A 24,393-nucleotide genomic window follows, 5' to 3' on the forward strand; every position below is an offset into this window, starting at 1 on the left:
CCGGAAGGACAGGGACCCGGTGAGGGGGGTTCCGTTGGGGAAGAGGAAGCGGCCTCGGACGGTGACGACGGGGATGGTTATGGGCAGGGTGATGACGGGGCCTCCTTCCTAGGGGGTGCGGACGGGGTCGCTGGGCTTCTCGGACTCCACGTAGGTGTTCCGGCCGGTGGCGGAGTAGAGGCGGGTCTCGATGTTGGAACCGGAGCCTTTACAGCGGTGCTCGACGGTCCACATGACGTGTTCCATGTACTCGACACCGTGCATGGGCTCGGTGATCGTGCGCTCGGTCCACTGCCCGGCCGGACAGTCGTACTCGGCGATCACGCGGGGCCCGCTGGCGGGCTCCATCGTGACCTTGACCTGTCCGCCCCCGGCGCCCGCGTAGGTCACGAGGTGCAGCTCACCGACCGCGTTGAACGCCGGCCCGCCGCCCCACCACGCGACCTCGTAACCGGTCTGGCCGGTGTCCTGCCGTTCGGTGGGGTGGAGCTGCAACGGGATCCATGGGCGGCCAAGGAAGCGGTCCGAGTAGAAGTCGTCCATGACGAGAATGCGGTTCTTCGCTGCGGTGTCCCGCGACCAGATGTGGATCATCTGGCTGGTGGTGGAGTAGTCGTATCCGACGGTCAGAGCGTTGCTGCCGTCCTCACGGGCGAGCTTCACGCCCCAATCGCCCTGCGGGGCCTGCCCGGACTCGAACACCACGTTGCCGCCGGGGGCCTGGGTGATCAGCCGGCCGCCCTCACCGATCCGGACGTCGCCGTGCATGATCTCGGTCAGGGCCGGGCGCATCTGGGCACGCCCGGCAAGTTCACGCACGCGCCGTTCGAGGTCGCGGACGCGGTCTAGCAGGTCTTGCGGGACAGCGGCCATCAGGGCAACTCCAAGTAGAGGCGGGCAACTTCGGGGCGTCCCCGTTCCGGCGCGGTGATGGCGACTCCGACCACGCGGTACCGGGCGTCGAGGCCGTCGGGCCACATCAGGTCGTTGATCCGCAGACGGACGGTCGCGCCGAGCAGGGCGGGGGTGAGGGGCGTACGGGCGAGGGCGATCGTGACCTCGGGGATCGTGCGCGGGGCGCGGGCGGCGTAGAAGTCGGCCGCTGCGTGCTTGTTGAGGGTGCTTTCCGTTTCCACGGTGGTGTGGTCGCTGGTGCCGTCCAGACGCGGCCAGCCGGCGGCGTGCGCGCCAATGTCGGTGTACGTGTTCGACATGAGCGGCACGGAATCCGCGGCCGCGTTCGTGTTGACGGCGGCGCCCCGGGACTGCCACACGGTGGCCTGTTTCGTGGCGTCGACGGGCCACGTGTACGAGAGGACCGGGCCGGGCCGGGTGAGGACGATATCGCTCTTGCCGGTGCGGATGACCGGGTGCCCCAGCTGCAACCGCTTGATCCGGCGCCCGCTGACGGGGTCGCGGTGCGCGCTGATCCGCCACTCGAAACCGTTCTCGACGGCGGCGAGGTCGTCGAGCATTTCGCGGATGGTCTTCAGGTCGTAGCGAGAGTAAGTGCGGTCCCGCAGCACCCCGGAGGTGCGGGCGTCGTACTCGATGCCGATATCGCCCCCGGTGGTCTGCTGGGCGTAGTCGACCATGTACCGCGCTAGGTCGAACTGGTCCATCCCTTCGGCGACGCCGGACGTCATCAAGAGCCGGTGGTCGAGATAGCTCTCGAAGCTTCCGGCCTGGATGCCCATGGACAACCGGCCGCGCTCGTCGCTGCGGATCTCGGTGGTCCAGATCAGTCCGCCCCACCAGATGTCGCCCCCACGCTCCAGCCAAAGAGCCGTTCGCCCGGGGGCGACGGCATCGCGGACGCGGGCGGCTATCTGGGCGTTGGGGATGGGGATGGTGCCGGTACAGCTGCCGGTCTTGCCTATGTAGCTGTCTAGGCTGACGCCGTGCAGCGGCAGTACGTCGAGCAGCTGATCGGACCGTAGATCGCAGATCAGGGCGCGGTACGCGCCGGTTACGGCCGCGCCCACGAGATCCCGTTCAGGTAGATCGACCAGCACGTGCCGCCGCCGTCGAGGTTGATGATGAACGAGTTACGGCCGACCAGGGCGGCGGTCGGCGCGTTGCCCCCTGCGACGCCGCATGGCAGGTGGAGCCAGAACGGGACGGGGATGGTGCCGGGGAGGTTCAGCACGGTGGTGCCGTTGTTGATCATGCTGCCGCCGCCGCCGGATTTGATGATCTCCCCTCGCAGCCATATCCGGTCGTTGTGGATGGCGTACTGGGTGGGCGAGTGGGCGGGAGCGGTCAGGCCGGCGGGCAGCGGTAGGGCCTGCCACTGAATCGGCTTGATCACGGGTTCCCACTCGGTCCCGCTCCAGCGCTCCAGCTCGGCGCCGTTGTCGCGGTACTGCCCGGCGTACCCGCCGGAGAATGAGAGGGAGTAGCCGCGCGGCAGGATCCCGCCGTACGAGGACGTGTACCGCCTGCGGTCGGTCAGCGCGGACGCCCAGCTGATCCCGCCGGTACCGGCGGACGTCCCGGCGGGTACCGCGATCTCCCACAGCCGGATGGATGAGTTGGGCAGGCTCGGCGCGCTCGGCGTTGCGCTCGGCGTGCCGGTGACGATCTCCAGCTGTACGGCCGTCTGCTGGCTGGTGTCGTACAGCGCGTCATAGAGCCGGATGGCGACGGCGTCGATACGTGGGTGCTGCGCGTGCCCGTCCGGCACGTTCAGGGTGACCGGCGCGGTCACGGCAACGGGGTATGAGCCCTGGGCGGTGGTGCCCTGGATGACGGCGCGGCCGGTGCTGATCTGCACCTGCATGGCGCTTACCCCGGTGGCGACAAGTCCGGCCCCTCCGGCTATCAGCCCGTCGCGGGTGGTGAGTGTGTTCTCGGGAGCCATGGCGCCCAAGGGAGCAAGGCGGGTGTCCTCGCGGGTTTGTCCGTCGGGCAGCAGCCATCCGGCGCGCACGGTCATAAGGGGGTCCTCCTACCAGTAGGCGGCGCGGTAGCGCACGGTGACGGATGCGGCGGGGTCGTCGCTGCCGGGCGACGCGCGGAAGGCCAGCGGCGTGGGGCCGGGCGGCAGGGCGTACGCCTCTTCGGGCGCGCTGCGCGAGGTGGCCGTGTAGAGACGGCTGGCGGTGCCGTTCAGGACGACGGTGCCGTCTGCGGTATCGACGGTGAGGCGGTCCTCGGCGGCTAGGTCGAGGTCGTACTCGATGACGGCGCCGGTGGTGATGTTGGTCAGGGACGGCATCGACACGGGGCCCCGGAAGGTGATCAGGGGGTGCGTGTCGGCGTCCCCGTCGTTCACAGCGATCAGGTTTCCGGTGGACCCGGGGGTACCGAAGTCCAGCGGTTCGGCCAGGTGCTCGGGGCCGGGGTCGGTATTCCAGCTGAGACCGGCCTCGGCCTGCGGGAGGTAGGCCGTGACCTCCTGTTCGTGGATGCCGTACCGGCGGGGGTCGGTGGCCTCCCACTGGAGTGCGGCCCCGGTAATCACGCCTTGCCGGTAGCCGGTTGTGACGGGGATGTGCCGGCGCAGGATCCGCGCATGGGCGAGCAGGGGCCCGCGCTCGTCGAGCCATACGGCGAGTGGCTGCTCGTCGGCGACGACGCCGGTAGCGGCGTTCAGCGCACGTACGGCCTCGCCGATCGTCGCGGACGGCGCCCGCACGAACAGCCCGTCGAGGGTGACCGTGCGGGCCTGGGCGAACAGGGCGCCGGGGTAGGCGCCGTGTCCGCCGGCCCGCAGGACCGTTCCGGAGTCGAGGGCGGGCAGGGTCTCCCACCCGGTGAGGGTCCGCCACCGGTAGGCGGTGCCTGTGCCGAGCAGTAGCTCGCCGTACTGGATCTGCCCGGGGGAGGTGAGCTGATCACCAGCGGCCACAGCTCACCCCCGTGCCTTCGCGGCCCACGCGAGCGCGCGGGCGTTGTCGTCGGGGCTGCCGTTCTCGGCGGCGTGCCAGTGCTCGACGTGCACCATGGACCCGCCCCCGGACGTACCGAACGGCGACCGCTGTCCGAACGGGCTCGGGCTCACGCCTGCGCCCGCGAACGCGAGGGCCGGCGCGTTGGGCGGGGTGACGAGCTGGCGCATGGTGCGATCGACCGCGCCCTGTCCGGACTCGATGCCCTTGACCAGACCGGCCGGGATCCACCGGCCGACGTCCCGCGCCATGACGCGCGACGGCGAGTGGATGCCCAGCGCCTTGGCGATGGGGCCGGGGATCAGGTTCTTCGCCCAGCCCATCAGGGTGGAGCGCAGCCAAGAGCCCATGGACTGGATGCCGGACCACAAGCCGCGTACGACGTCGCGGCCCTTGTCGACGAGGAGCGAGCCCATGTTGCCCAGGGCGGACGACAGCATGCCGGGCAGGCCGCGAAGCCAACTGACAGCCTCGTTGGCCTTGTTGACCACGCCGTTCTTGAACTCCGACATGGCCTGTACCGCGCGGTCACGGAGCTGGCCGGCCATCGGAGCCACGGCGGACGCCGCGCGGCCGGGCAGGCCGCGCAGGAACTCAACGGCCCGATCGATGCCCGCGCTGATCCACTCGCCGAGCTTCCCGGCGATCTGCCCGATCAACGCACCCGCGTTGCTCACGGCCTGCTTGGCCAGGTCCCACGCCTTGCCGAAGTCGCCGTTCAGCAGGGCCACGACGGCGCTGATGACGGGGACGACAACCTGTGAGATCACGGAGGCGAGGCCGTTCGCGAAGATGCCCGGGAGCTGTCCGATCAGCCCGATCAGGGGCGTGATCAGTGGCATCAGGGCGTTCAGCGCGCCGATTAGCAGCTGTCCGATGGCGGGCAGTAGCGGGGCCAGGGCGACGAGGATCTGACCGAAGGCGGCGCCGACCGTCGCGAGCGACGGCGACAGGGCCAGGATCAGATCCGCGAGGATCGGCAGAATCGTTTCTGCAAGTTCCCCGATGACAGCCGCGAACGGCGTTACCAGGCCCGGGAGTTGGGCCAGGATCGGGGACAGCGCCCCGGCCAGGGCCTCGACCAGGATCCCGACCGTCGGGCCCAGCTGTACGAGGATGTCGCCGAGCGCGTTGAGCAGGGGCGTAACGGCGGGCAGGACCGACGCTATGAGATTGCCGAAAACCGGCAAAAGGGGTGCTACGGCGTCAATCAGTGAGCCGAACGCGCCCGCTACCGCGTCGAGGACGGGGCCGAGCGCGTCGACTATCGGCGCGAGGCCGTCGCCCAGGGCCGTCATCAGCCGCGCGAGCGGCGGGCCCAGCGAAGCCAGTGCGGGGGCGAGCGCGTCGAGCAGGGTCTCGACGAGCGGCGCGAGCGCCCCCATGAGGGCCGACAGCACCGGTCCGCCGGCTTCCGCCAGCGTCCCGATGAACCCGCCCAGTGCGGGCAGGATGATGGACAGGCCCTCGAAAAAACCCGACAGCCCCTCAGCCGCTCCGGCCGCGCCGGAACTGACCCCGTCGAAGAAGCCAGAGAGGCCGTCGCCGAGCAGGCCGAAGCCGCCGGACAGGGCCTCGACTACGGGCTGTGCGGCCTGGACAACGTTGACCAGGCCGGGCATGACGTTCTTGACCAGATCGCCGATGCCCGCGACCAGCGGTTGCACCATCGGCGCGACCCCGGCGAACAGCTCGCCGAGCCGGGGCGCGATGTCCTTGACCGTCTGGCCGATCTGCCCGGCCGCCTCGACGAACGGCTTGACGAGCGGCTGAGCGGCCTTCTGGACGGTGGCCTTGGCCGACTCGGCCATGTCCGAGAACGCGCTCTTAACCTGCTCGTTCTCGGCGAGCACCTTCGCGCCCAGCCCGATAATGGCGAGCGGGACGGTGGCGACCGCGCCGCCCGCCACCAGGGCGCTTCCGGCGAGAAGCTTGGTCGAGGTGGCGGCGGCGCCCAGCATCGGACCGATGCCGGCCAGGCTGCGGCCCGCCCGGTCCGCGCCACCCTCGAACCCGGCGGCGAGGCCACCGCCCATCTCGGAACCGGCGGTGATGAACCGGCCGCGCATGTCCCTGAGGCGGCCGTCAGCGTCACGCTGGAGCCCTTCGAGGGCGGCCTCTGTGCGTGCGACACCGGCCTGTGCGCCGGAGTCGTCGAGGTCGATATAGCCGGTCAGCTCACCGATGGTGAGGGCCAAAGGGAGTCACCCCCTTGGCCGCGCTGCTAGGCGGCTAACTCGCTATTTACATAGGCATGCCGGTGAGAGCTGCGATCTCGGCCGGGTCGTTCACGGTGCGCGGTGTGCGCTGCCAACGCTGCGCGAAGCGCGATTCGGGCGGCAGCCCGCCGAGCAGGACCAGGAAGCGGCGTACGGGCAGGTGCGCGACTTGGTCGGCGTCGAGGTGGTACTCGCGGGCGAGGTCAGCCTCGACCGCGCCCCAGTTGGTCAGGACCGCTTGCCAGAATTCGGCCGCTTGCCCTTCCCCTTCGGGCGGGGGCGCGGCGGCCGGGCTTTTCCCGCCGCGTCCTTGGCGGCCTCGCGGGCGTCGTGCTCCTCGGCGGCCTGCGCGATTGTCATGCTGCCCGGCTGCTGCATGTTCGACGTCGACCACAGCAGGACGATTCCGAAGCTGCGGTCGTCCATGCCGTTCTCGGCCCAGTGGTCGATCGCGGCCGGGCCGAACAGGGCGGCGAGCAGTCGGCGGATGTCGTCGGGGTGGGCGCTGGTGTGCACGCGGTGCAGCTGTAGCGCGACGATGGTGGAGAGCTTCGGCGGCAGCACGTAGTCACGGCCGTACAGGCGCAGCGGAACGCCCTGGGGCGCGGGTCGGGTCTGCTCTTCGAAGTACGCGTCGAAGTCGGCGACCTCGGGCCGCGCGTCGGTCTCGTCGTGGTTCTCGATCACGGGGCGACCGCCATGGTCGTGGCGGCGCCGCACCGGGTGAACGTGGCGGACCACGACGTCTTGTCGTTGTTCCCGCCACCCTGCTCACCGGGCGACACCGTGGCTTCCCACACGCGCCAAACGGTCTGTGTCTCGTGCCGGTACCGCAGGCGGTTGCGGGACTCGTAGCCGAGCCGTTCGGCCCAATCGTTGTCGATGTACGCCTGTCCGGGGTCCCGCACCTTGGTGGTCTTGTTGATGCGGAACTTGCCCTCAAGGGAGAGGGACGCGCCGCGCTGCATGACGTCCTGCTCGTACTGGCCGTTACTGTCGAACGCGACCGTCTCGGTCGTCTCCTCGTTCTCGGACGGGTTGTAGTTCCACGTGTCGATACCGGCGATGGGGAGCCATGCATCGGGGTCGGCGTCGGTGTCCTCGACCTGGAAAATCCAGCCTCGGGCGTCGATGGGGCGGGTGTCCGCCATGGGGGGTGTCCCTCCTTACGGGGTGGGGGCGGCGAGGGCGACGTCGAGGTTCACGACGTGCTCGTGTCGGCCGGTGGAGTCGGTGCCTATGGGGGCGGGAAGGCCGCGCGCGGTGGCGAGGGTGAGCCAGATACCGCCGGGCAGCTCGACCCCGGCGAGGCCGTGCAGCGCGTCGTGCAGTGCCTCGCACCGGACGCGGGAGACGCGCGGGTCGGCGGTGCCGCGCACCCGGATCTGTAGGCGGCGGTCCTGGTCGTCGTCGCGGGAGGCGTGCGCGCCCGCGTCGTACAGGGCGAGCGTGACGGCGCGGTCAGGGGCCGGCGGCATGGCCTCGATGAAGCAGTCGCCCGTGACGCCCGTCGGGTCGTAGGTGAGCAGGGCCCGCGCGGCGAGGTACTGGGCGAGGGAGTCGAGCGGGTCAGCCACGAAGGGACCTGCGCAGCTGCGCCGCGATGATGGCGGCGGCCTGGTCGGCCTGCTCGGTCATCGGCCCTTCGAGGTACTTGGCCGTTCGCCCGGCGTCGTGCTGGTAGTTCAGCTCCTCGTGTTGGCGGACCGCGTACGGGGTGTCGTACGAGACGGCGGCCGTAAGCGAGGACTCGTCCACGCTGGCCGTGCCGGAGCGTTCGAGGGTGGCCTCTTCGATCGGGACGCGCTTGCGGGACTCGGTGAGCACGTGCTCGGCGGCCAGGCGCAGGCCGCGGAGCGCCCCCGCGTGGGTGCCGCGTAGGACGGCGTCACCGTTAAGGCGAAGTCGGCTGCGCTGAGGACTCACCGCACGTCACCTCCACACAGTCCGGGACGGGCAGGCCGGGGGCGCTGTGGTCGGCGACAGACTGGGCTGTCGTGGTCCGGCCGTCCGCCAGGGTGATGCGGGACCCCGGCGGGCAGTCGATACCCGGGGCGGTGATGATCTGCGGGAGCGAGACCATGGCGCGGATGCCGGGGACGGGCGGCCCGTAGGCGGGCCCGTAGGCGGTGTCCCCGAGGTACGGCTCGACGGTGATGCGATGCGTCAGGAACACGGCGGGGACGATCACCAGATCACCCCCGGCAGCAGTCCGGCCGCGCGCAGCGCCCGGTACGCGCGCGGGGCGAGTTCGAGGCCGGACGCATCCGACGGGCCGGGCCGGCGCCCAGAGAGGGCTACCGGCCCGATGCTGACCGAATCCCAACGGGAACCGGCCCCGGTCCCGTCGTCGCCGGACGCGAGCCAGAACTCGGCCTGCGCGCACGCGGCTGCCGCGAGGGCGGTGACGATCTGCGGGTCGGTCGGGTCTCCGTCGGCGTCGACGTCGTAGACGGCTGTGAGTAGCGCGTCGTCGACGTCCTCACTGGCGCGCGCGAGCAGGCGGGCCGCGTCGTCGTCCGGGGCGGGCCGGCCCATCCACATCGCGAGCTGTTCGGGGGTGGCGTAGACGCGGCCCACCCGTTACTCCTCCCGGGTCTTGGACGACGAACGCCCCGCCTGCCTCTTGGGCGGCGGGGCGTCCGGGGGAGCGTCGGCCGACTCGGTGTCGTCCGGGGGCTCCGTCGGTTCGGGGTGATGTCGGCGCAGCAGCATGGGGAATCGTTTCTCCGTGGTCAGGACGCGGCGAGGGTGCCGACGCACACGCCCCGGTCGGTGAGCCGCTTGACGGCGTAGTGCATGGTCGTGGTCACCACGGTGGAGCGGGCGAGGATGTCGCGGTCCGACTCGACCAGCGGGCGCCGCTTGTAGAGCAGGCCGAGCGAACCGGTCTTGAGCAGCAGGAACTTTCCGGCCGTGACGCGGTTGGTCACGAACACGGACACACCACCGATGCGGCCGATGCTGCCGGACGCGGCGGCGCTCTCACCGCTGCCGAGCTTGGCCGCGTCGATGAACTGTGCGTCGGCCATGGCCTCGCCCAGCTGCACGCTGTTGATGTAGAGACCGGCGAAGTCCGACGGCTCCCACTCGTCACCGAACTGGCCGATCGCGGGCACCACGGCGTCCAGCCACGAAAACGTGGTCTTGCCGCTGGCGGTGGTGAACTTGAACGGGTTGCCTCCGCCTGCGGCGGTCTCGTCGGCCTGCGCCTGGGCGATGAGGTCGGCGTCGATCTTGCGGGCGGCGAGCACGCCGAACTGCCTGCGGGCCTCGGCCTCGGGGTCGCCCAGGGAGGTAAGCCGGGCCTTGTCCGTGATCTCGACCGCCTTGCCCACCTCCTTGATGACGGCCTCGGCCGAGCTGGTCGTCATCGGCGTGGTGGTCAGCGGCGTGGTCTCGGTCAGCTCGTCCAGCTCGCCGAGCGCGCCCCACTTCGGGAACTCGATCTTGCTACCGGGGACGCCTTCAAGGGTGTTGTCCTCGATCACGGCGGCGGATCCGGCGACGCGGACCTTTCCGATGAACGCTGCCTGCGCCATGTCGCCCCAGACCTCGGGGACGATCATCGCTGCGCTGGTGGTCTGCGGCATTGCTGCTCACTCTCTCCGGCGCGCGGGGGCGCCGGGCGTTGGGCCCGGCGCGGTGCCGGGAGGTATCAGCCGGCGAGGCGCCGGTAAGTGGTGGGGTCGCTCTGGTACAGCTCGGCGCGCGCCGCGTAGTCCATGGCGGCGAACTGGGTGGCGGTGACGCCTTGGGGCGGGGCGCCGTTGAACTCGCTGCCTCCGACCTGCGGGCCGGTGGGCTTGGCGCCGAGACGGGGGTTTGCAGTGACGGCGGCCTTGACGGCGGAGGTGACGGCGGCGGTGTCGGCCGGGTCGATACCGGCGAGGGAGTCGGCGAACGTCCGGGAGTCGAGCAGGGCGTCAGCGTCGGCCCCGGCCGCTGCGGCGGTCCGGTATACGGCAAGCTCGACGGCGGTCTGTCGGGCCTGTGCCTGCGCGGTGGTGAGCTGCTGTGTCAGCTCCTCCGGCGTCGCCTCCTGGCCCGCCTTGGACGGGTCCAAAATGCCGAGCAGCTGCGCGGTCAGCTCGGCGCGCGCGGTGTCGGCGGTCTGCTGCTTCGCGTTCACGCGGCCCTTGCCGGCCTCGGCGCGGGCGGCGGTGAGTTCGGATTCGAGACGTGCGATCGTCGCGGCCTGGTCCTGGTCGCCCGGGGTCGGCGGGGCGGCGGGCGGCGCGGGCGGGGTGGGCGTCGGCGGGGTGGTCGGGACCTGCCCGGTACCCGGGTTCGGGTTGCCCTGCTCGCCGGTCGGGCCGGGGGTGGGGGTGCTCATGGGTTGCCCTCCTGGGGCTGGTCGGCCCGCTCCTGGCGGGCGTACGGGCATGCGAAAGGGGGCCTGCTCCTGGCGGGCCCCCTCGGGGTGTTCGTCGGTTGCGCGGCTACTGGGGCCGTTCGTGTCCTGCCTTGCGGCGGGCGGCGGCGTATCCCTTGATCCACGCGGCTTGGAGGATGGAGTCACGGCCGTGCGGGCAGACGGTCGGCGGTGCGCCGCTCTGCCCGGCCTCGGAGCCCTTCTGGTGCGCCTCGACGATCTGCGCGCGTGTCCCCACGGGGCCCCCTTACCGCTTGTTCTGCTGGTCGGCCTCATTGTGGCGCGCGCCCTCTGCCCAGCGCTGGCGCTGACCGGTGGCCTGCTCGATGAACTCGGCCTGCGTGAGCCTGCCGTGCGTCGCCCACCACTCTTTCAGCTCGTCGCTGGCGCGGCTGTGGGCAATCCTGGCCGGGCCTGAGAACAGGCTCCCCGGGTCGTGTCCGGCGGCCTTGGCCTTCCTGTTGAGCAGGTACCCATTGCAGTCTTGTTCGGCGGCGAGGTACTGCCGATAGGTGTACTCGTCGTAGAGCTGTCGGGCCTCGCGGCGGGTGATCCGCGGGCCTTCCTCGTGGTCCCCTTCCTCGTGCTCCCCTTCCTCGGCGGCCGGGGCGGGTGCTCCGTCTCCGGCGGCGACGGCGGCCCATGCGGCGTCGTCGGCGAGGGCGCCCCACCCGTCGGGGTCGGGCGCGGGGTCGAGGGCTTCGGCGAGGGCCTGGCGGTCGGCGAGCAGGTCGTCGACGGCGTCGCCGGTGGTGGCCGGCTGCGGCATGGCGGCGTCGTCCCGGCGGTCCATCTCCTCGGCGATCCGCAGTAGCTCGGCGGGGTCGGCGTAGGACATGGCCCATGCGAGGGTGTCGTCGTCGGCCTGGTCGAGGTCGGCGCGCAGCGTACCGGCGGGGAAGGTCTGGGCGAGCAGGTCGCGGCGGGCGGCCTCGGCGGTCGTGGCCTCCTGGTCGTCGGGCGCGTCGCGGTAGCGGGCGGCGAGCTGGTCATCGGAGAGGTGCACTAGGTCGGCGCGCACGCCCGGCAGTGCTCCGGCGCGGTTGCGGCGGTGGACCTCGGCCATGACGCGCAGGGTGTCGACGTCGTCGAGGTGCGGCAGGATCCGCGCGAGTTCGTCATCGGACAGGGCGAGCAGGTCGTCGACCAGCCGGCCCCCGGGGCGCGCCCGGTCGAGCAGGGTGTCGAGGTCGCGGCGGTCGGCCTCGGCCTCGATCCGCGCGCGGGCGCGGTCGTCCAGCACGTTGGAGCGCATGGCGGCGGCGAGCTGGTCGTCACTCATCTCGCGCGGTGTGGTGTCGTCCCCGGACCACACCCGGGCGGCCTCGACAAATTCTCGAGAATCGGCCTGGCGCGGTTCGGGGAGGTTCGAGGCTCCGGGTTGCTCGCGATGACGCAACCGGCGTAGGTCGGGGTGCGCGGCAAGGTGGGTGCGCATGGCTCCCTGCCACGCCCGGACCTTGACCCCGGCGGCGCGCTTGGCCTCGGGGGTGACGGCGGCGGCCTGGCGGCGCTTGTACTGCCTGATCCATCGCTCGATGGCGCGCTGTCTCTGTCCGGCTTCGTACCCGTCCGGGTCGCTGGTGGCCTTCTCGATCACTGTCAGACCCGGGGTGTACGCGCTGACGGAGTGCCTACAGTTCGGGTGTTGCAGCCCTGCGAGGCGGGCCTCGTCGAGGGATCCGGCCACGCGCACGGGGATCATGACCCCGTCTTGGGTGGCGTGTTCCACCTCGACCGTGCGGGGGCCGGCGGGCCCGCCGATGGTCAGTACCTTGCCTTCCCAGGGTCGGCAGAGCGGGCACTCGCGCGGGGAGTCGGACACGGTGACCAGGTCGACGCCGTGCTCGGCGAGCGTGCGCGTGTGGGCTTCGGTGGCGGCGCGGCCGGTCGCGGTCCGTACAGCCATCTCCGCGTAAGAGGTGAGCTGCCAGCGGCGGCCGGAGACGTCGCGGAAGTGGGTAACGCCCTCGTCGGCCCAACGGCGCATGGCGTCCTGTGTGGCCTGGCGGCGGGTGCCCGTGCCGAGTGCCACGGTGGCCGTGACCTCGGAGACGACGGCCCGGAAGCGGTCGACGACGGCGCGCAGGATTCCGCGGTGGGTCGAGGTGACGACGTCCACCGTTTCCTGTGCGAGGCGGTCGACGGCCTGCGCCTGCGGTAGCCGGTCATCGACCAGCCGGCGCGCGTCGTCGGACAGGGCGCCCAGCTCGGCGACGGCGGCGCGGTGGCCCTCGTTGTAGGACTGGGCTACCGCGTCGAACACGTCGAGGGTGACGGCCTGGTGCAGCTCGTCGACGACGGCCTGTGAGGCGCGGCGCATGGCCTGGACGGCGGCGAGCTTCTGCTCGGCCCAGCTGGGCGCGTCCAGACCTGCGGCGAGCTGCCGGGCGATGATCGCGAGTAGCCGTTCCTCGGCGGCGGCGTACAGGTCGCGGGTGCGCTCGGCCAGGGGCTCGACCATGCCCGGGTGGATCGGCACGACGTCACCCCCTGCCGGTCACGCTGCGAGCGGGAACGTGCCCACGGGATCCGGGGCGGCGCCGGTCTCGGCGAGGATCGCGTCGACCTCGGCCCGTACGGCCGTGTCGTCCCACTCGGGGTGCAGGATGCGGACCTTCGTGCCGGTGGAGACGGCTCCGGCGCGGGCGAGCAGGTCGAGCGTGGTGGCGGTCTGCTGCTCCGACTCGGCGACCCCGTCGCCGAACTCGACGCTCGGGCGCTCGGGCGTGATGCGGGTGCCGAACTGGATGGCGTCGAGCCACAGCATGACGTGCAGGATGTCGGCGGCGCCGTGCCGCCAGTAGCCGGCCTTCTTCTTGCGCGTGACCATGCTGCGTTGGTCGCGGCTGTCGGACTCGGTGGCGGTGATCGCTTCGCCCTGGCCGTGCAGGCCGAAGGACTGGGCGGAGTAGCCGGCCGACTGGGCGGCCTGCCGCATGAGCGCTTCGGCGGTCCGCTGGTGCTCATCGACCCGGATATCGAACTGGGACAGGGTGATACCCGCGCCTTTTTCGTTGGGCGGCATGTTGAGCTGTTCGTATACCTCGCGGTCCGCGTCGAAGGCTGCGCCCTTGCCCGGTCCCTCGCTGCGGAGGTAGCCGGACGGAACGATCAGGCGCGCGCGGGCGAGGCGGATGTCACGCATCCACGACGTCCACACCGTGTCGAGGTTGTCGAAAAGGTCGTACAACGGCGCGGCGTAGTCCGAGCGGCCGATCGGGGATCCGCGGTGGGCCCGGTTGGGCCCGATGTTCGGCACGTAGGCGCAGGTGAGCAGGGGGATACCGGTACTGATCGTCTGTCCGTCCCCGTCGCGGTCGAGGGAGGCGACCAGGTCGGCGGTACCGGAGTGCTCGGCGAGCGGTACGGGGCGGCCGACGTTGTCGGACGTCCCCCGGTACAGCGCGTGGACCACACGGCCGGGCTCGTGCCGCTCGAAGTGCCGCCACACCGTGACTCCGTCGCCGCTGGGCAGCTCCTCCCAGAACGTGCACGCGCGCAACATCCCGAAACGGAACTCAGGTACCGCGCAATCGGGCTGCACCACGGTGAGCAGCGGGCGGGCCGCAAGCGCCTTGTCCCACGTCACCCGCAGGAAGATCCCCGACAGGGCGGCGGCCTGCTCGGCTGCACCCAACAGGGTCTGTTGCACGCGGCCTTCGTCGAGCAGCTGCTCGATACGGTCCTGTGTCGGCGTATCGGGGGTGCGGATGGCGGGCATGTCCGCGAACAGCAGGTCGGCGGACGTCGTCGCGATGTCGCCGGGCAGGGGGATGTGCAGGCGGGTGTCACGGCTGGGGGCCGGCTGTTCGCGGCGGCCCCATACGCGGCGGCGGCCGGGCTGCTCCTGGGTGGCGCCGTGCAGGCGGGCGAGGCGTCGGGAGTCGCCGGAGTACCACGCGTCATCCACGCGGATCCGGTCATAGATCGGGGCCCACTGCGGGGGCGGCCACGGTGCGCCGGTCTCAGGGAGTGCCACGGGCGGTCACCTCCTCTGCGAGCGGTATATGCACGGTCGCGGTGAACGGCTCCTCGCCGTGCAGCATCTTTCGGCCCTCGCGGTCGAGGACGAACAGGGACGCTCGTACGCCCTCGCGGGCGTGCACGTGGAGGTCGTAGACCTGGGCGGCGGGCAGGCCCAGCACGCGGCAGACGGCGCGGCGCTGGTCAACCGTGATTGCGGTGGGGATGGCGGTGGGGGCGCTCATGTGGGGGGTTCCTAGGGCGGTGCGGTGAGTAGGTGCCGCCACTCATGGGCGGTCGAGTGGATGACGTAGCGCAGGGCGTCACAGCTGTGGTCGGCCTTCTTCACGGGCTTGTCCTCGCCCCGGGCAGCGGCGGCCTCGTCCCACACGTAGCCGGGCAGCTCGTCGAGCAGCCCCTCGCACGAGCGGTGCACGCGCAGTAGGCCGGCGCCGAGCAGGGAAGCCACGGACCGAATGCCGTCGATGACCTCGTTCGAGGCGCGGGCGACGCCCTCGTACGAGTCGGCCCACAGCTGCGTGATGAACGATGCGGCGGAGGGGTCGCAGAACGTCCACTCGGGCCGTACGCCCAGGTCAGCCACCCACTTGCGCAGGGCGGCGGAGTACTGGGCGTCGGTCATCTGGCGGTGCGCCGCGCGGGAGTCGTGGCGCCACTCGGCGCACACGTACAGCCGACCGTCGACGCCCTCGCCGAGCAGCAGCGCGGACGTTGCGTTGACGGTGCCGTAGTCGATGCCAATCCAGTGGCGGCGCATCTCCGGCAGGGTGTCGACGACGTGCTCGTCCTCGTCCCACATGTCGTAGATGGCGCCCTCGGCCTGGACCCACAGACCCAACACGTTCCGCTTGTAGAACAGGCCGGTGTGCGTGGCCTTGATGCGGGCTTTGTACTCGTCGTCCAAGCCAGGGTTGTCGTCGAGCTGGAAGTGCCACGACTTGAGGCGGGTCTCGCGCGGCCTGAGTAGGTAGTTCTTCCTGAGCCAGTGCGCGGGGTTGTCGGGGTTGGTCGTCCCGAAAATCTTGGACCCGGGGACGGAGCATCGGGCCGTGAGCTGGTCAACGAACGACTTGGGGAGCGTCGTCAGCTCGTCGGCGTACGCGCCCGCGCACGTGAGTCCTCGTACCTTCGGTTCGGCCTGGGCGTCGTTGGCGCCCAGGGCGTGAACGGTGCGCCCCATGACGCTCGCAGTGGGGGCGCCGCTGGTGTAGTGGATGTCCTGGGCGAGGTCGCCGAAGACATCCGGATTCGACAACGGGCCGAAGACGTTTCGGGCGAGGCTGTCGCGGGTGCGGCCGACCATGACCAGCTCCCCGCCCGTGGGCGGGTCGGCGACATACCCCAGCCACCGGAGGAGACTGGCGATCGTCTTGCCGGAACGAACGCTGCCTTCCCAGATGTTCAGGAAGGCCTCGGCCTCGACGATGCTGTCGATCTGCTTGGTGGACAGGGCGAGGTCAGTCCGCATCGACGGCGGCCTCGCTGGCGTGGCGCTCGGCGTAGTTCCGGGCCAGTCCGTCCATGAGTCGGCCGATGACCGAACGGGACTGCTCGCCGGCCTCGTCGCGCGGCGGCGCCAACTTGAGGGAGCGGTCGAGGGCGGCCCCGGCGGTCGCCATCATGGTGCGGCGGTCGGCGGGGGTCGGCTCGGGCTGCCACTTCTCGTCGTAGGTGTGGTCCTTGCCGCCCCACTCGAAGTACAGGTGCGGCTGTGTCATCCGGCCGACTTCGCGTTCGGCCGCGTCTTGCAGCGTGATCGCGAGTTCGGCGCGGCGTGCGGCGAGGTCGGCGCGGCGGACGCGGGTAGCAGTCTCGACCTCGGCGGCGCGGTCGAACGTGAGCGGCGGGTCGAGCTGCGCGGCGATCTTCGACACGGTCGACGGGGAGCGGCCGATCGTGCGGGCGATCTCGTTGCGGGCCTTGCCCTGGGCGTGCAGGCGGTGAACCTGGGTGCGGTCCTTGTCGGTGATGGGGCGCGCCATGTGGGCTCACCTCCCGCACGGCCAGGGGCCCGCCGGGGCCGTAGTGCGGGCACATCAAAGCGCCCCGCCGGTGACGTTGGCGGGGCGCTTATCGTTCGACCGTTTCCGGGCATGCCGGGGTCGCCTCGAACTCTAGGTCACGGAAAGGTAACGGCGCAAGTCTCTGTCGAACGGGCGCGCGTACAGGGGCCGCGACCGGTCGTCGGACGGCTGCGCCCCGCCTGTCGGACGTCGGGGCGCACGGCTGTTACGCGGCGACGTGCGCGCCCCGGGGTGGTTCGGGCAGGTGTGCGCTGACCCCGGGCGCGGGCTGTCGGACGTCATACGCGCTGGTCGTGGGCGTGGTCGTGGCCTGCCCGTCCAACTGGTAGGCGAGGATCCGCGGTGCCGTGTCCGACGGGCACACGCCGTGGTGCCACGCGGTCCGGTAGATGTTCGCGAGGTGTCCGACGGCGGCCCGGATCGCGTCGGACGCGTTGACGCCGGGCAACATGAGTACGGCGAGATCGTCGGACAGGGCCCGGTCGACGCGCACGGACGTGCGGGTGCCGATGGCCGGCGCGGCCGTACGAGGGGCGCCGGTAGGGTTGGGCGTAGCCATGTGGGGGTGTCTCCCTCGTGGTGAGTCGGGCCCGGTGGGAGCGTGGAAGGTTCCCCCGGGCCCGCACTGTGTTTGCGGGTCGGTCAGTCGGTCTGCGTGCTCGCCTCGATCTCGCACTCGCCCCGGGCCTCGTCGGGGTCGTTCCCATCCCCGGCACGCCACACGCACACTCGGGCGCCGGTACGGGCGAGGTCGTCTGTGAGCCGTTGGCCGATGATGCGGTTGGCGAGGTCGGCGGCGGTCTCGGTCGTCTCGACCAGCTCGGCCGCGACCTCTTCCCACTCGTCGTCGCCGGTGGCGCGGTACAGGATCCATTGCGCCCCCCACGGGTAATCCTTGATCACCTGGTAGGCGTGGCGGTCGCTGCACGCGAGTTCCCGAGCGATCGACGGGGCGCTCATGCCGTCCACGTGCGCGTCAACGATCACCCCCGGCAACGCCATTTCGAGGGCCTTGGCCACGCGGCGGATGAGTCCGGCCTCGGGGAGGGTGAGCGATCCGCCGGCCTGCTCGGCGAGGTCGTCGCGCTCCTGGCGGGTCTCGGCCTTGGCGTATCGGTCGGCGAGTTCCCGAAGGCCGTAGGCGGCCTCCTGCCCGGCGCGGCGTACCTCGGTGGCCTCCTCGTGTTCGGCGAACAGCGTCAGAATCTTGTCGCGCAGCACGTCGGTCCGGGCGCGGTCGGCGTCCACCCCGGTGCGCGCGAGCATCCGTCGGTTGTGGTCGCGCACCGCCTTGGCCAGGCCCGGCCCCGTCCAGCCCTCGGCGGCGGCGCGCTGGCCAAGCTCACTGGTGGGGAACTTCGACGCGTCGGCCCGTTCGTAGTGCCCGGTGCTCCCCTGCTCGTCGTGGTGCGGCTGCTGCTGGTCGCTCATGGCTGCTGCTCCTGGTGGTGGTCGGGGCCCGCCCCACGGTCGCGGGGCGGGCGGTCGGCGGGCGTTACTCGGGCTGGTGGGCGAACACGCACAGCGAGGACGCGCGCAAGGGCTCGACCTCCCAGCCTTGACGGGTCAGACGGTCGGCGAGGCAGTCGAGCGAGGGCCCGTGCCACTTCGTATCGCGGCGGATGGTCTGTCCGCCCTCAAGCCAGTACACGGCCACGCGCTGGCCCCCGCGCGGCTCGACCATGTACCCGCGTACGGCCTGCTCCCCGGCGGTCGGCTCGCACACGTCGTGGTGGCCCGTGAGGCGGGCGACGGCGAGGCCGGCAAGGGCCGCGCGCGCGGCGATCACCCCGGGGTGCGTGGCGTTGCGGGGGGTGCTGCCCTCGCTGGTGCCCGCGTGCTCGACGATCACGCCCTCGACGACGCGACGGGCGGGGGCCTGCTCGGGCGTCCCGTAGCGGGCGGCCTCGGCGGCCTTCCGGGCGTCCATCTCGGTACGCCACGCGGCGCGGTCGGCGTCGGCCTTGGCCTTGACGCGCTCGACGGCGGCGGGCTCGAACCGGGCGCGGACGATCAGCTTCTCGGGCTGCTCGGCGGGTGCGGCCTCGCTGAACAAGGCGCCCTGCTCGACGTGCCGCTCGACGGCGAACAGGGTGTCGGCCTGCTGTTCGCCGATCCACTGGCCTCGCCACGTGCCCGCGTCGGCGTCGGCCTCGGTGACCAGGGCGGCGGCGTACAGCGCTTCGGCATCCTCGACGGTGGCGACGGCGGCGCGGGTCTCCTCGGCGTGCTCGACGGCGTCGACGGCGCGGGCGGCGGTGTCGAACGCGGCGGCCTGCTCGGCCTCAACCTGGTTGGGCGTGGCGTTGAGCGGCCGGGACCACATGCAGTGGGTGACGGGGCGGCCGGTGTCCTGGGCGGTCTCGGTGACGGCGGCGTCGGCCTCGGCCTTGGTCGCGTACGTGCCGACCAGCGTCTTACCGATCTTGCAAGGACAGTTGGTGTGAACGGTGGTGATCATCTCCGTGAGGGAGCTGCCTCCCCGGCGAAAGCCGCGTGCCGCGACGCGGATCACGTTGGCCGGCGCGCGCTCGGCGTCGGCGGCCTCGACGGTTTCGGCGCGCTGCACGGCGGCGGCGGCCAGAGGCGAGGCAGCGGCGAGCGACCGGGCGTAGGCGCGCTCCTCGGCGGCCTTGATGCAACGCGCGCAAAGCTGCTGCTCGCCGGTGGGGCCGTCGGTGTACTCGCGTACCTCGTACCCACAGAGGGTGTCGTCGTTGCTGGGCGAGTAGTGGACGCGGCGGCCGGTGCCGACGTGGCAGTACCGGACCCCTGCGCGCTCGGCGAGGGTGGGGCCCTCGGCGGCACGGTCGGCGGCGACCTGCTCGGCGGCGACGCGGTCGGCCTTCTCGGCCTTGGCGCAGGACTTGCAAACCCGCTGCGCAATAGGGGTGTTGGGGTCGTGCTGGAGTTCGCGACCGCAGTAGCTCGTGTGCGTGCCCGGCTTCGCGTAGTGGCCGGTGGTGCCGTAGCCGTGTGCGTAGGTGTCCATGGGGTGTCTCCCGTGGTGGTGGTGGTGGTCCGGGGTGGAAGCCCGGGGGTGTCGGGGTGGAAGCCCAACAAGATCGACCGTAACAGCACCGAAGCCACTTCACAAGATGCCGTGAAGTGGCTTCATGAGATGGGGGTGTGGTCGGTGCTCTGCGGCCTTGCGCCGGGCCGCGTCCAGCGCTGCCAGCGCTGCGAGGCCGGCATACCCATGCCATGTGCGCCGACCCCGTTCGAGGGGCGTGGGCGCGGCGCACGCCTCGCCGGTCGAGCAGGACACGGAAGGTTCGCCCCCGGAGCGCGTACGGGCGGCAAGCTCGCCCCCGCACGAGGGGCACGGGTCGTCGAGGACCGTGGTTCGCCCGTCCCTTTCGAGTGCCCGCTCTACCGTCCGGCGGGCCTCGGAGACGATGGCGGCGGCCTCGTCGATGACGCGCGCTGGTATGGCCGTGAACAGACCCTCGTCGACGGCCTCGCCCAGTAGCCGGCCCTCGACCCACACGGCGGCCCAGTGCAGCCCATACGCCCGGCTGCCGGGGGCGACGGCGGCGGCGGGTCCGGCGTCGCGGTGGTACGTGCACGTCCAGCGGGCGGGGTCGGCGGCGTCGTCCTCGTCGCGTACGAACCTGCCGTGACGGTCGCGGCCGGTGCGTACGGGGCGCTGCGCCTGGGCGGCGAGTTGGTCGGCGAGGTCGAACAGGTCGCGTTCGACGTCGAGGGCCGCGTCGAGGGCGGTCAAGTTCACGGGCGCGGGGTGCTCGCGCAATGTCAACGGCGCCCGGCCGATGGCGGGCTCGTCGTCCTGGTGCTCGTCGTCGTCCTGGACGTCGAGGTGCCCGTCGATGTACGCGCGGGAGTCTCGCGGCGGCCAGTCGGCGGCCGGTTGGCGCGCGATGGCGGCGAGCAGGTCGCCCCACTGCTCACGGATGGCGAACAGGTCATCGGCGGCACGGGACGCGGTACGGGAGGGGGCGCGCTCGGCGAGGGCGGCGTAAGCGGGCGTGGTCACGGTGGCGGTGCTCTCCTACTTGCGGCGGCGGGTGCGGGCGGGCCCGTACGGGGAGCGCCACGCCGGACGGGCGGGGCCGGCGGGCGGGGCGGCTGGGGCCTCGCGGATGTGGTCGAGGGCGGCGGCGAGCTGCTGCGCGGCGTCCCGTACGGCGGGGGCGAAGGCGGCGGCCCATGCGTCGAGGGCGGCGCGCAGTTCCGCGACGGCAGCGCGCACACGGTCGGGGTCGATGCGGGGCGGGGCCGGCCGATCGGTCACGACTCGACGGTGAGGGAGGAGTCGAGCAGGGCGGCGGAGATCGTCCCCGCGTGAATGAGGGCGAGGGCGGCCTCTGCGGTTCGGGCGCGCTCGCGCTGGGCGTGGCCGGTGGCGGCCCGGTCCTGGGCGAACTGTCGGTCGCTGGCGGCCAGGGCGAGGGCGCGGGCGGCGTCTGCCTCGGCTTCGGTGATGGCTTCCTCGGCGGCGCGGATCCGCTCCTGGGCGCGCTGTATGGCGTTCTGCTGGCCTGCGACGGTGCGGCGTAGCTCGTCGGCCTCGGTCAATTCCGCGGTGACGTGTGCGCGCAGTAGGGCGGCCTCGTCGGGCGTGAGGGCGGTACCTCGCTGCGCCCGGTCAAGCAGTACGAGCAGGGACTCGCGGCGGGCGTCGCGGTCGGCGGCGGCGCGGCGGCGGTCGGCCATGGTGCGGCGGCGGTCGGCCATGGTGCGGCGGGTCACTGGTCGGTCCCTTCGGCGCGCTGGGCGTGGGCGGTGCAGGTGGGGCACTGGCCGGGGTTGGTGCACTTGGTGCGGATGAGTCGCCACAGTTCGCGGTCGGCGCGGGCGCGGGCCGCGCGGTCCTGGCGGCGGTGGGCGAGGCGGGCGGCCCAGACGACCAGGGGGGTTGCGGCGACGGCGGCGGCCAGGGCGAGGGCGCTGTCGTTGGTCATCGCTTGGCCCGGCGGGTGACGCTGGCCTCGATGCGGTCGAGCAGGTTGTCGACGGCCGTGCGCGGGATGGTGTCGAGGCGAACGGCGTGGCTGCGCAGCATCGAGACCAGATGCCGGCCGACGGAGGGTTCGGCAACGGGCGCGCCCTGGTCGAGGGCGGTGGCGAGCATGTTGGACAGCTCGCGGGTGTGGTGGGCGAGGGCGTCGGCGGCGTGCCGGGCGGCCTCGGGCGGGCGGTGGCCTGTCGTGAGTCGCTGGGTGAGGACGGCGAGGGCTTCCCCGGGGAGCGCGGCGAGGGGCTGCTCGTCGGCGAGTTCGTCGGCGAGGTGCCGGAGGATCGCGGCGACGGTGGCGCGCGGGAGGTTCGAGCGGACGTCGGCCGGACCCGCGTTGGGCATGGTGATGATCAGGCGGTGCGTGTCGAGGGAGACGGCGGCGGCGTCGTCGGGTATGCGGGTCACGGATTCGGGCTCCTGGGTCGGTTCGAGGTGCTGCTCGTGCGCGCACGGGAGGGGCCGCGACCGGTCGCGCGGACTCGGTCGCGGCGAGGGGCTAGAACGGGGGCTCTGCGCCTGTCTGTGTGCCCCATGGGTTGTGGGCGGGCTGCTGGCCGTATCCGCCGCTCTGGGGCTGCTGGCGGGCCTGTGGGGCGTTGCCGGTGGCGCCGGTCTTGGTGACGGTGGCGGTGGCGTTCTTGAGGCTGGGGCCGACCTCCTCGACGTCCAGCTCGAACACTGTCCGCTTGACGCCTTCGCGGTCGTCGTAGGTGCGCTGACGGAGTCGGCCGTACACGATGACGCGGGTTCCTCGGGCGAGGCTTCCGGCGACGTTCTCGGCGGCCTGGCGCCATACCGAGCAGGTCAGGAACAGGCTTTCCCCGTCCTTCCACTCGTTGGTCAGCTTGTCGAACGTGCGCGGGGTGGACGCGATGCGGAAGCGGGCGACGGCGGCGCCACCCGGGGTGAACTTCAACTCCGGCTCGTCGACCAGGTTGCCGACGACGGTTACAAGGGTCTCGCCTGACACGAAAGTGCCTTCTTTCGATCACAGTTGGAACGGAGTGTTTTCGGATCGTACGTGATTCGTTGCGGGTGTGGGTGTGCGTTGTCATCCGGGATGACCGGGGGGTTAGCGGATCCCGCGTCCGTTGACGATGTGGCGGCCTCGCAGACGGCCGCGGTGGTCCGATGCGGTCGGGCCCTGGGTCATGAGCCGTGCGTACGGGCTGTGCTCGTCCTCGTCGTCGAGGGGGTCGTCGTCGGGTGTCGGCTGGGCGCGCGGGGGCCGGTTCACGCGGCGGCCTGCTGGGCGTAGTGCTGGGCGGTCGCGGCATCGATGCGGGCCGGGTGCGGGGTGGCGCGGTCGCTGCGGTGCTTGCTGCCCTGCTGGCACGGCTTCCCGGCGGCGGCCCGGCACGGCTCCCAAGGGCAGGGGATGTTCAGCGGGTCAGGCTGCCCGGCGGCGGCGAGGCCTTCGCGCTGCGCCCGGGTCCGTCGCCACGGGGTGAGTGCGTCGCGGACGTCGCGCGGTACGTAGCTGCTTCCGATGGCGGCGAGGCGGGCGGCGGCGAACTCGTCGCGGGCGTCGCGGGTGCTGCCTCCGGTGAGTTCGCGGTAGACGGCGGGGGCGGCCTGGCCGGTGGCGATGGCCTGCCGGGTGCCGCGCAGGGCGGCACGGTAGGCAGGGGCGTTGTCCGGGTCGACGGGCGGCACGGGGTCGGTGTGGCGTCCGAGGGTGTCAGCCTTGAACGCGTACCAGGGGCGCGAGACGTCGCTCGGCTGGATCCGGTACGGGCTGCTGGCTATGTGGTGCTTGACGACGTGGGCGGCGTTCCAGTCGCGGCCGTCGGGGTGCGGGGCGGTCGGCGGGACGTCGGCGAGCAGTTCGTACCACTGGTCGAGCCGTTCATCGGCGTCGGCCTGGGTCTCGGGGGTGAGGCGGAGGTCGAGGCGGACGGCGTAGGCGAGCAGTGCGCCGACTTCGGTCCTGTTCATCGGTGGTGCTCCTGGGGGGTGATTCCGGCGGCGGCGGCGAACATGGCGGCGGCGTTGGCGGCCTTGCCCCGGCGGGGCGCGCGGTCGAGGGGGATCACGTCTGCCCCGGTCCTGGGCGGCGGCACGGTGCCGGGCGCGGCGGCCGGCGGGAGGTTGAGCCATGCCCGCAGGAAGTACCTGGCGTGGGACACGTCGCGCTTGCTGGCGGCCTTGACGGCGACGGCGGCGAGCATGTCGACCCCGGACCGCTTGAGCAGTGCGTCGACCTGAAACCACTCGCCGGGGCGCAGGTCCCATGCCGGGTAAATCTCAGCGGCGGTGATCTTGTCGACCAGTTCGCGGGCGAACTCCGGCGGAACGCTGCTGGGCGCTCCTTCCCTCACCCCTTCATTCACTCCATCTATGGATGAGTGATGGGGGCCGGATTCCGGTCCCCAAGGGGGCCGAGATTCGGCCCGGTAAGGGGGTTCGGGGGGATCGGTTGGGGGGCCGAGATTCGGCCCGGTAGAGGGGCCGGGATTCGGCCCGGTAGGGGTTAGGGGGCCGGAATCCGGCCCCTGGACCATCTGGGCTGGGGGGCCGAGATTCGGCCCGGTAGAGCGGGTGTAGCCGACGGCCCCGGGGAGTTGGTACAGCGTGGCGCGGCTGCCCTTGGCGGACTCCTTCTCGATGAGTTCGCCAAGGGCGAGGGCGGCGTCGACGGCGGCCCGCGCGGTAGAGCGGGACACGTTCAGGCGCTGCATGACCTCGGCGGTGCCCATGCGGGTCTCGGCCTCGGGGCCGGTCGTGGCGTCGGCCACGGCGAGCATGACGAGCCGGGCGTTTCCGCGCGTGCGGCTGTGCTTCCACACCCAAGCCTGAGCGTCGAGGGTCACGGGTGGGGCTCCTTTGGGGTGGGGCGCCCGGGGCGAGGGGCACGGGGGCCGGGCTCGCCCCGGGAAGGGCGCGGGAGTCAGTACGGGCGGGTACGGGAGGG

Annotated in this window: 31 protein-coding genes; all 31 read right to left on the reverse strand. The window is 71.9% G+C overall.

Features of this window, described 5'->3' with window-relative positions; all coding sequences use genetic code 11:
- Nucleotides 1-108: 108 nt before the first annotated feature.
- Nucleotides 109-873 (reverse strand): hypothetical protein, encoded by a 765-nt coding sequence (locus ACTVZO_RS22125; protein ID WP_443300042.1) that lies wholly within the window; start codon nt 871-873, stop codon nt 109-111.
- Nucleotides 873-1,985: a hypothetical protein gene (locus tag ACTVZO_RS22130; RefSeq protein WP_443300043.1), complete on the reverse strand. Its 1,113-nt coding sequence runs from the start codon at nt 1,983-1,985 to the stop codon at nt 873-875. Before ACTVZO_RS22130 ends, ACTVZO_RS22125 begins: the two co-directional genes overlap by 1 nt.
- Nucleotides 1,970-2,938, reverse strand: a complete 969-nt coding sequence (locus tag ACTVZO_RS22135) for a hypothetical protein (RefSeq protein ID WP_443300044.1) — start codon at nt 2,936-2,938, stop codon at nt 1,970-1,972. Before ACTVZO_RS22135 ends, ACTVZO_RS22130 begins: the two co-directional genes overlap by 16 nt.
- Before the next feature lie 12 nt (nt 2,939-2,950).
- Nucleotides 2,951-3,853 (reverse strand): phage distal tail protein, encoded by a 903-nt coding sequence (locus tag ACTVZO_RS22140; RefSeq protein WP_443300045.1) that lies wholly within the window; start codon nt 3,851-3,853, stop codon nt 2,951-2,953.
- A gap of 3 nt (nt 3,854-3,856) precedes the next feature.
- Entirely contained in the window at nt 3,857-6,091 is a 2,235-nt protein-coding gene (locus ACTVZO_RS22145) for a phage tail protein (protein ID WP_443300046.1), read from the reverse strand.
- Nucleotides 6,092-6,340: 249 nt separating this feature from the next.
- The gene (locus tag ACTVZO_RS22150; protein ID WP_443300047.1) at nt 6,341-6,799 is read right to left on the reverse strand and encodes a hypothetical protein; all 459 of its coding nucleotides are present in this window, start codon (nt 6,797-6,799) and stop codon (nt 6,341-6,343) included.
- The gene (locus tag ACTVZO_RS22155) at nt 6,796-7,263 is read right to left on the reverse strand and encodes a phage tail tube protein (RefSeq protein WP_443300048.1); all 468 of its coding nucleotides are present in this window, start codon (nt 7,261-7,263) and stop codon (nt 6,796-6,798) included. The genes ACTVZO_RS22150 and ACTVZO_RS22155 overlap by 4 nt, the downstream gene beginning before the upstream one ends.
- A gap of 15 nt (nt 7,264-7,278) precedes the next feature.
- Entirely contained in the window at nt 7,279-7,689 is a 411-nt protein-coding gene (locus ACTVZO_RS22160; RefSeq protein ID WP_443300049.1) for a minor capsid protein, read from the reverse strand.
- Complete coding sequence (locus ACTVZO_RS22165; RefSeq protein ID WP_443300050.1) at nt 7,682-8,038, reverse strand: hypothetical protein; 357 nt, start codon at nt 8,036-8,038, stop codon at nt 7,682-7,684. Before ACTVZO_RS22165 ends, ACTVZO_RS22160 begins: the two co-directional genes overlap by 8 nt.
- Nucleotides 8,007-8,288, reverse strand: a complete 282-nt coding sequence (locus ACTVZO_RS22170) for a hypothetical protein (RefSeq protein ID WP_443300051.1) — start codon at nt 8,286-8,288, stop codon at nt 8,007-8,009. The genes ACTVZO_RS22165 and ACTVZO_RS22170 overlap by 32 nt, the downstream gene beginning before the upstream one ends.
- 11 nt (nt 8,289-8,299) lie before the next feature.
- Nucleotides 8,300-8,692, reverse strand: a complete 393-nt coding sequence (locus ACTVZO_RS22175) for a hypothetical protein (RefSeq protein ID WP_443300052.1) — start codon at nt 8,690-8,692, stop codon at nt 8,300-8,302.
- A 155-nt stretch (nt 8,693-8,847) separates the two neighbouring features.
- Nucleotides 8,848-9,705, reverse strand: a complete 858-nt coding sequence (locus tag ACTVZO_RS22180; RefSeq protein WP_443300053.1) for a phage major capsid protein — start codon at nt 9,703-9,705, stop codon at nt 8,848-8,850.
- Between the two features lie 65 nt (nt 9,706-9,770).
- The gene (locus tag ACTVZO_RS22185) at nt 9,771-10,448 is read right to left on the reverse strand and encodes a hypothetical protein (RefSeq protein WP_443300054.1); all 678 of its coding nucleotides are present in this window, start codon (nt 10,446-10,448) and stop codon (nt 9,771-9,773) included.
- A gap of 106 nt (nt 10,449-10,554) precedes the next feature.
- Nucleotides 10,555-10,725: an Rmf/CrpP fold protein gene (locus ACTVZO_RS22190; RefSeq protein ID WP_443300055.1), complete on the reverse strand. Its 171-nt coding sequence runs from the start codon at nt 10,723-10,725 to the stop codon at nt 10,555-10,557.
- 9 nt (nt 10,726-10,734) lie between these two features.
- Nucleotides 10,735-12,951, reverse strand: coding sequence for a phage minor capsid protein (locus ACTVZO_RS22195; RefSeq protein ID WP_443303239.1), 2,217 nt, complete (start codon nt 12,949-12,951; stop codon nt 10,735-10,737).
- A gap of 36 nt (nt 12,952-12,987) precedes the next feature.
- Nucleotides 12,988-14,469, reverse strand: coding sequence for a phage capsid protein (locus tag ACTVZO_RS22200; RefSeq protein ID WP_443300056.1), 1,482 nt, complete (start codon nt 14,467-14,469; stop codon nt 12,988-12,990).
- Complete coding sequence (locus tag ACTVZO_RS22205; protein ID WP_443300057.1) at nt 14,456-14,698, reverse strand: hypothetical protein; 243 nt, start codon at nt 14,696-14,698, stop codon at nt 14,456-14,458. Before ACTVZO_RS22205 ends, ACTVZO_RS22200 begins: the two co-directional genes overlap by 14 nt.
- 11 nt (nt 14,699-14,709) lie before the next feature.
- On the reverse strand, nt 14,710-15,942 hold the full coding sequence (locus ACTVZO_RS22210) for a PBSX family phage terminase large subunit (RefSeq protein ID WP_443300058.1): 1,233 nt from the start codon (nt 15,940-15,942) through the stop codon (nt 14,710-14,712).
- Nucleotides 15,932-16,456: a helix-turn-helix domain-containing protein gene (locus ACTVZO_RS22215; protein ID WP_443300059.1), complete on the reverse strand. Its 525-nt coding sequence runs from the start codon at nt 16,454-16,456 to the stop codon at nt 15,932-15,934. The genes ACTVZO_RS22210 and ACTVZO_RS22215 overlap by 11 nt, the downstream gene beginning before the upstream one ends.
- Nucleotides 16,457-16,703: 247 nt before the next feature.
- Nucleotides 16,704-17,057 carry a hypothetical protein gene (locus tag ACTVZO_RS22220; protein ID WP_443300060.1) on the reverse strand — a complete coding sequence of 118 codons (354 nt, stop codon included), beginning with the start codon at nt 17,055-17,057 and terminating at the stop codon, nt 16,704-16,706.
- 83 nt (nt 17,058-17,140) lie between these two features.
- Nucleotides 17,141-17,929 carry a hypothetical protein gene (locus ACTVZO_RS22225; protein ID WP_443300061.1) on the reverse strand — a complete coding sequence of 263 codons (789 nt, stop codon included), beginning with the start codon at nt 17,927-17,929 and terminating at the stop codon, nt 17,141-17,143.
- A 64-nt stretch (nt 17,930-17,993) separates the two neighbouring features.
- Nucleotides 17,994-19,490 carry a hypothetical protein gene (locus ACTVZO_RS22230; RefSeq protein WP_443300062.1) on the reverse strand — a complete coding sequence of 499 codons (1,497 nt, stop codon included), beginning with the start codon at nt 19,488-19,490 and terminating at the stop codon, nt 17,994-17,996.
- A gap of 99 nt (nt 19,491-19,589) precedes the next feature.
- Entirely contained in the window at nt 19,590-20,495 is a 906-nt protein-coding gene (locus tag ACTVZO_RS22235; protein WP_443300063.1) for a hypothetical protein, read from the reverse strand.
- Between the two features lie 15 nt (nt 20,496-20,510).
- The gene (locus ACTVZO_RS22240) at nt 20,511-20,753 is read right to left on the reverse strand and encodes a hypothetical protein (protein WP_443300064.1); all 243 of its coding nucleotides are present in this window, start codon (nt 20,751-20,753) and stop codon (nt 20,511-20,513) included.
- Entirely contained in the window at nt 20,750-21,211 is a 462-nt protein-coding gene (locus ACTVZO_RS22245; RefSeq protein WP_443300065.1) for a hypothetical protein, read from the reverse strand. The genes ACTVZO_RS22240 and ACTVZO_RS22245 overlap by 4 nt, the downstream gene beginning before the upstream one ends.
- On the reverse strand, nt 21,208-21,423 hold the full coding sequence (locus ACTVZO_RS22250; protein WP_443300066.1) for a hypothetical protein: 216 nt from the start codon (nt 21,421-21,423) through the stop codon (nt 21,208-21,210). Before ACTVZO_RS22250 ends, ACTVZO_RS22245 begins: the two co-directional genes overlap by 4 nt.
- Nucleotides 21,420-21,884 (reverse strand): hypothetical protein, encoded by a 465-nt coding sequence (locus ACTVZO_RS22255; protein WP_443300067.1) that lies wholly within the window; start codon nt 21,882-21,884, stop codon nt 21,420-21,422. The genes ACTVZO_RS22250 and ACTVZO_RS22255 overlap by 4 nt, the downstream gene beginning before the upstream one ends.
- A gap of 91 nt (nt 21,885-21,975) precedes the next feature.
- Nucleotides 21,976-22,449 (reverse strand): single-stranded DNA-binding protein, encoded by a 474-nt coding sequence (locus ACTVZO_RS22260; RefSeq protein WP_443300068.1) that lies wholly within the window; start codon nt 22,447-22,449, stop codon nt 21,976-21,978.
- Nucleotides 22,450-22,551: 102 nt separating this feature from the next.
- Nucleotides 22,552-22,716 (reverse strand): hypothetical protein, encoded by a 165-nt coding sequence (locus ACTVZO_RS22265; protein ID WP_443300069.1) that lies wholly within the window; start codon nt 22,714-22,716, stop codon nt 22,552-22,554.
- Nucleotides 22,713-23,417, reverse strand: coding sequence for a zinc finger domain-containing protein (locus tag ACTVZO_RS22270; RefSeq protein ID WP_443300070.1), 705 nt, complete (start codon nt 23,415-23,417; stop codon nt 22,713-22,715). Before ACTVZO_RS22270 ends, ACTVZO_RS22265 begins: the two co-directional genes overlap by 4 nt.
- Nucleotides 23,414-24,292: a hypothetical protein gene (locus ACTVZO_RS22275; RefSeq protein WP_443300071.1), complete on the reverse strand. Its 879-nt coding sequence runs from the start codon at nt 24,290-24,292 to the stop codon at nt 23,414-23,416. The genes ACTVZO_RS22270 and ACTVZO_RS22275 overlap by 4 nt, the downstream gene beginning before the upstream one ends.
- Nucleotides 24,293-24,393: the final 101 nt, after the last annotated feature.

This window comes from Streptomyces sp. IBSNAI002 (assembly GCF_052244475.1).
Classification (GTDB): Bacteria; Actinomycetota; Actinomycetes; order Streptomycetales; family Streptomycetaceae; genus Streptomyces.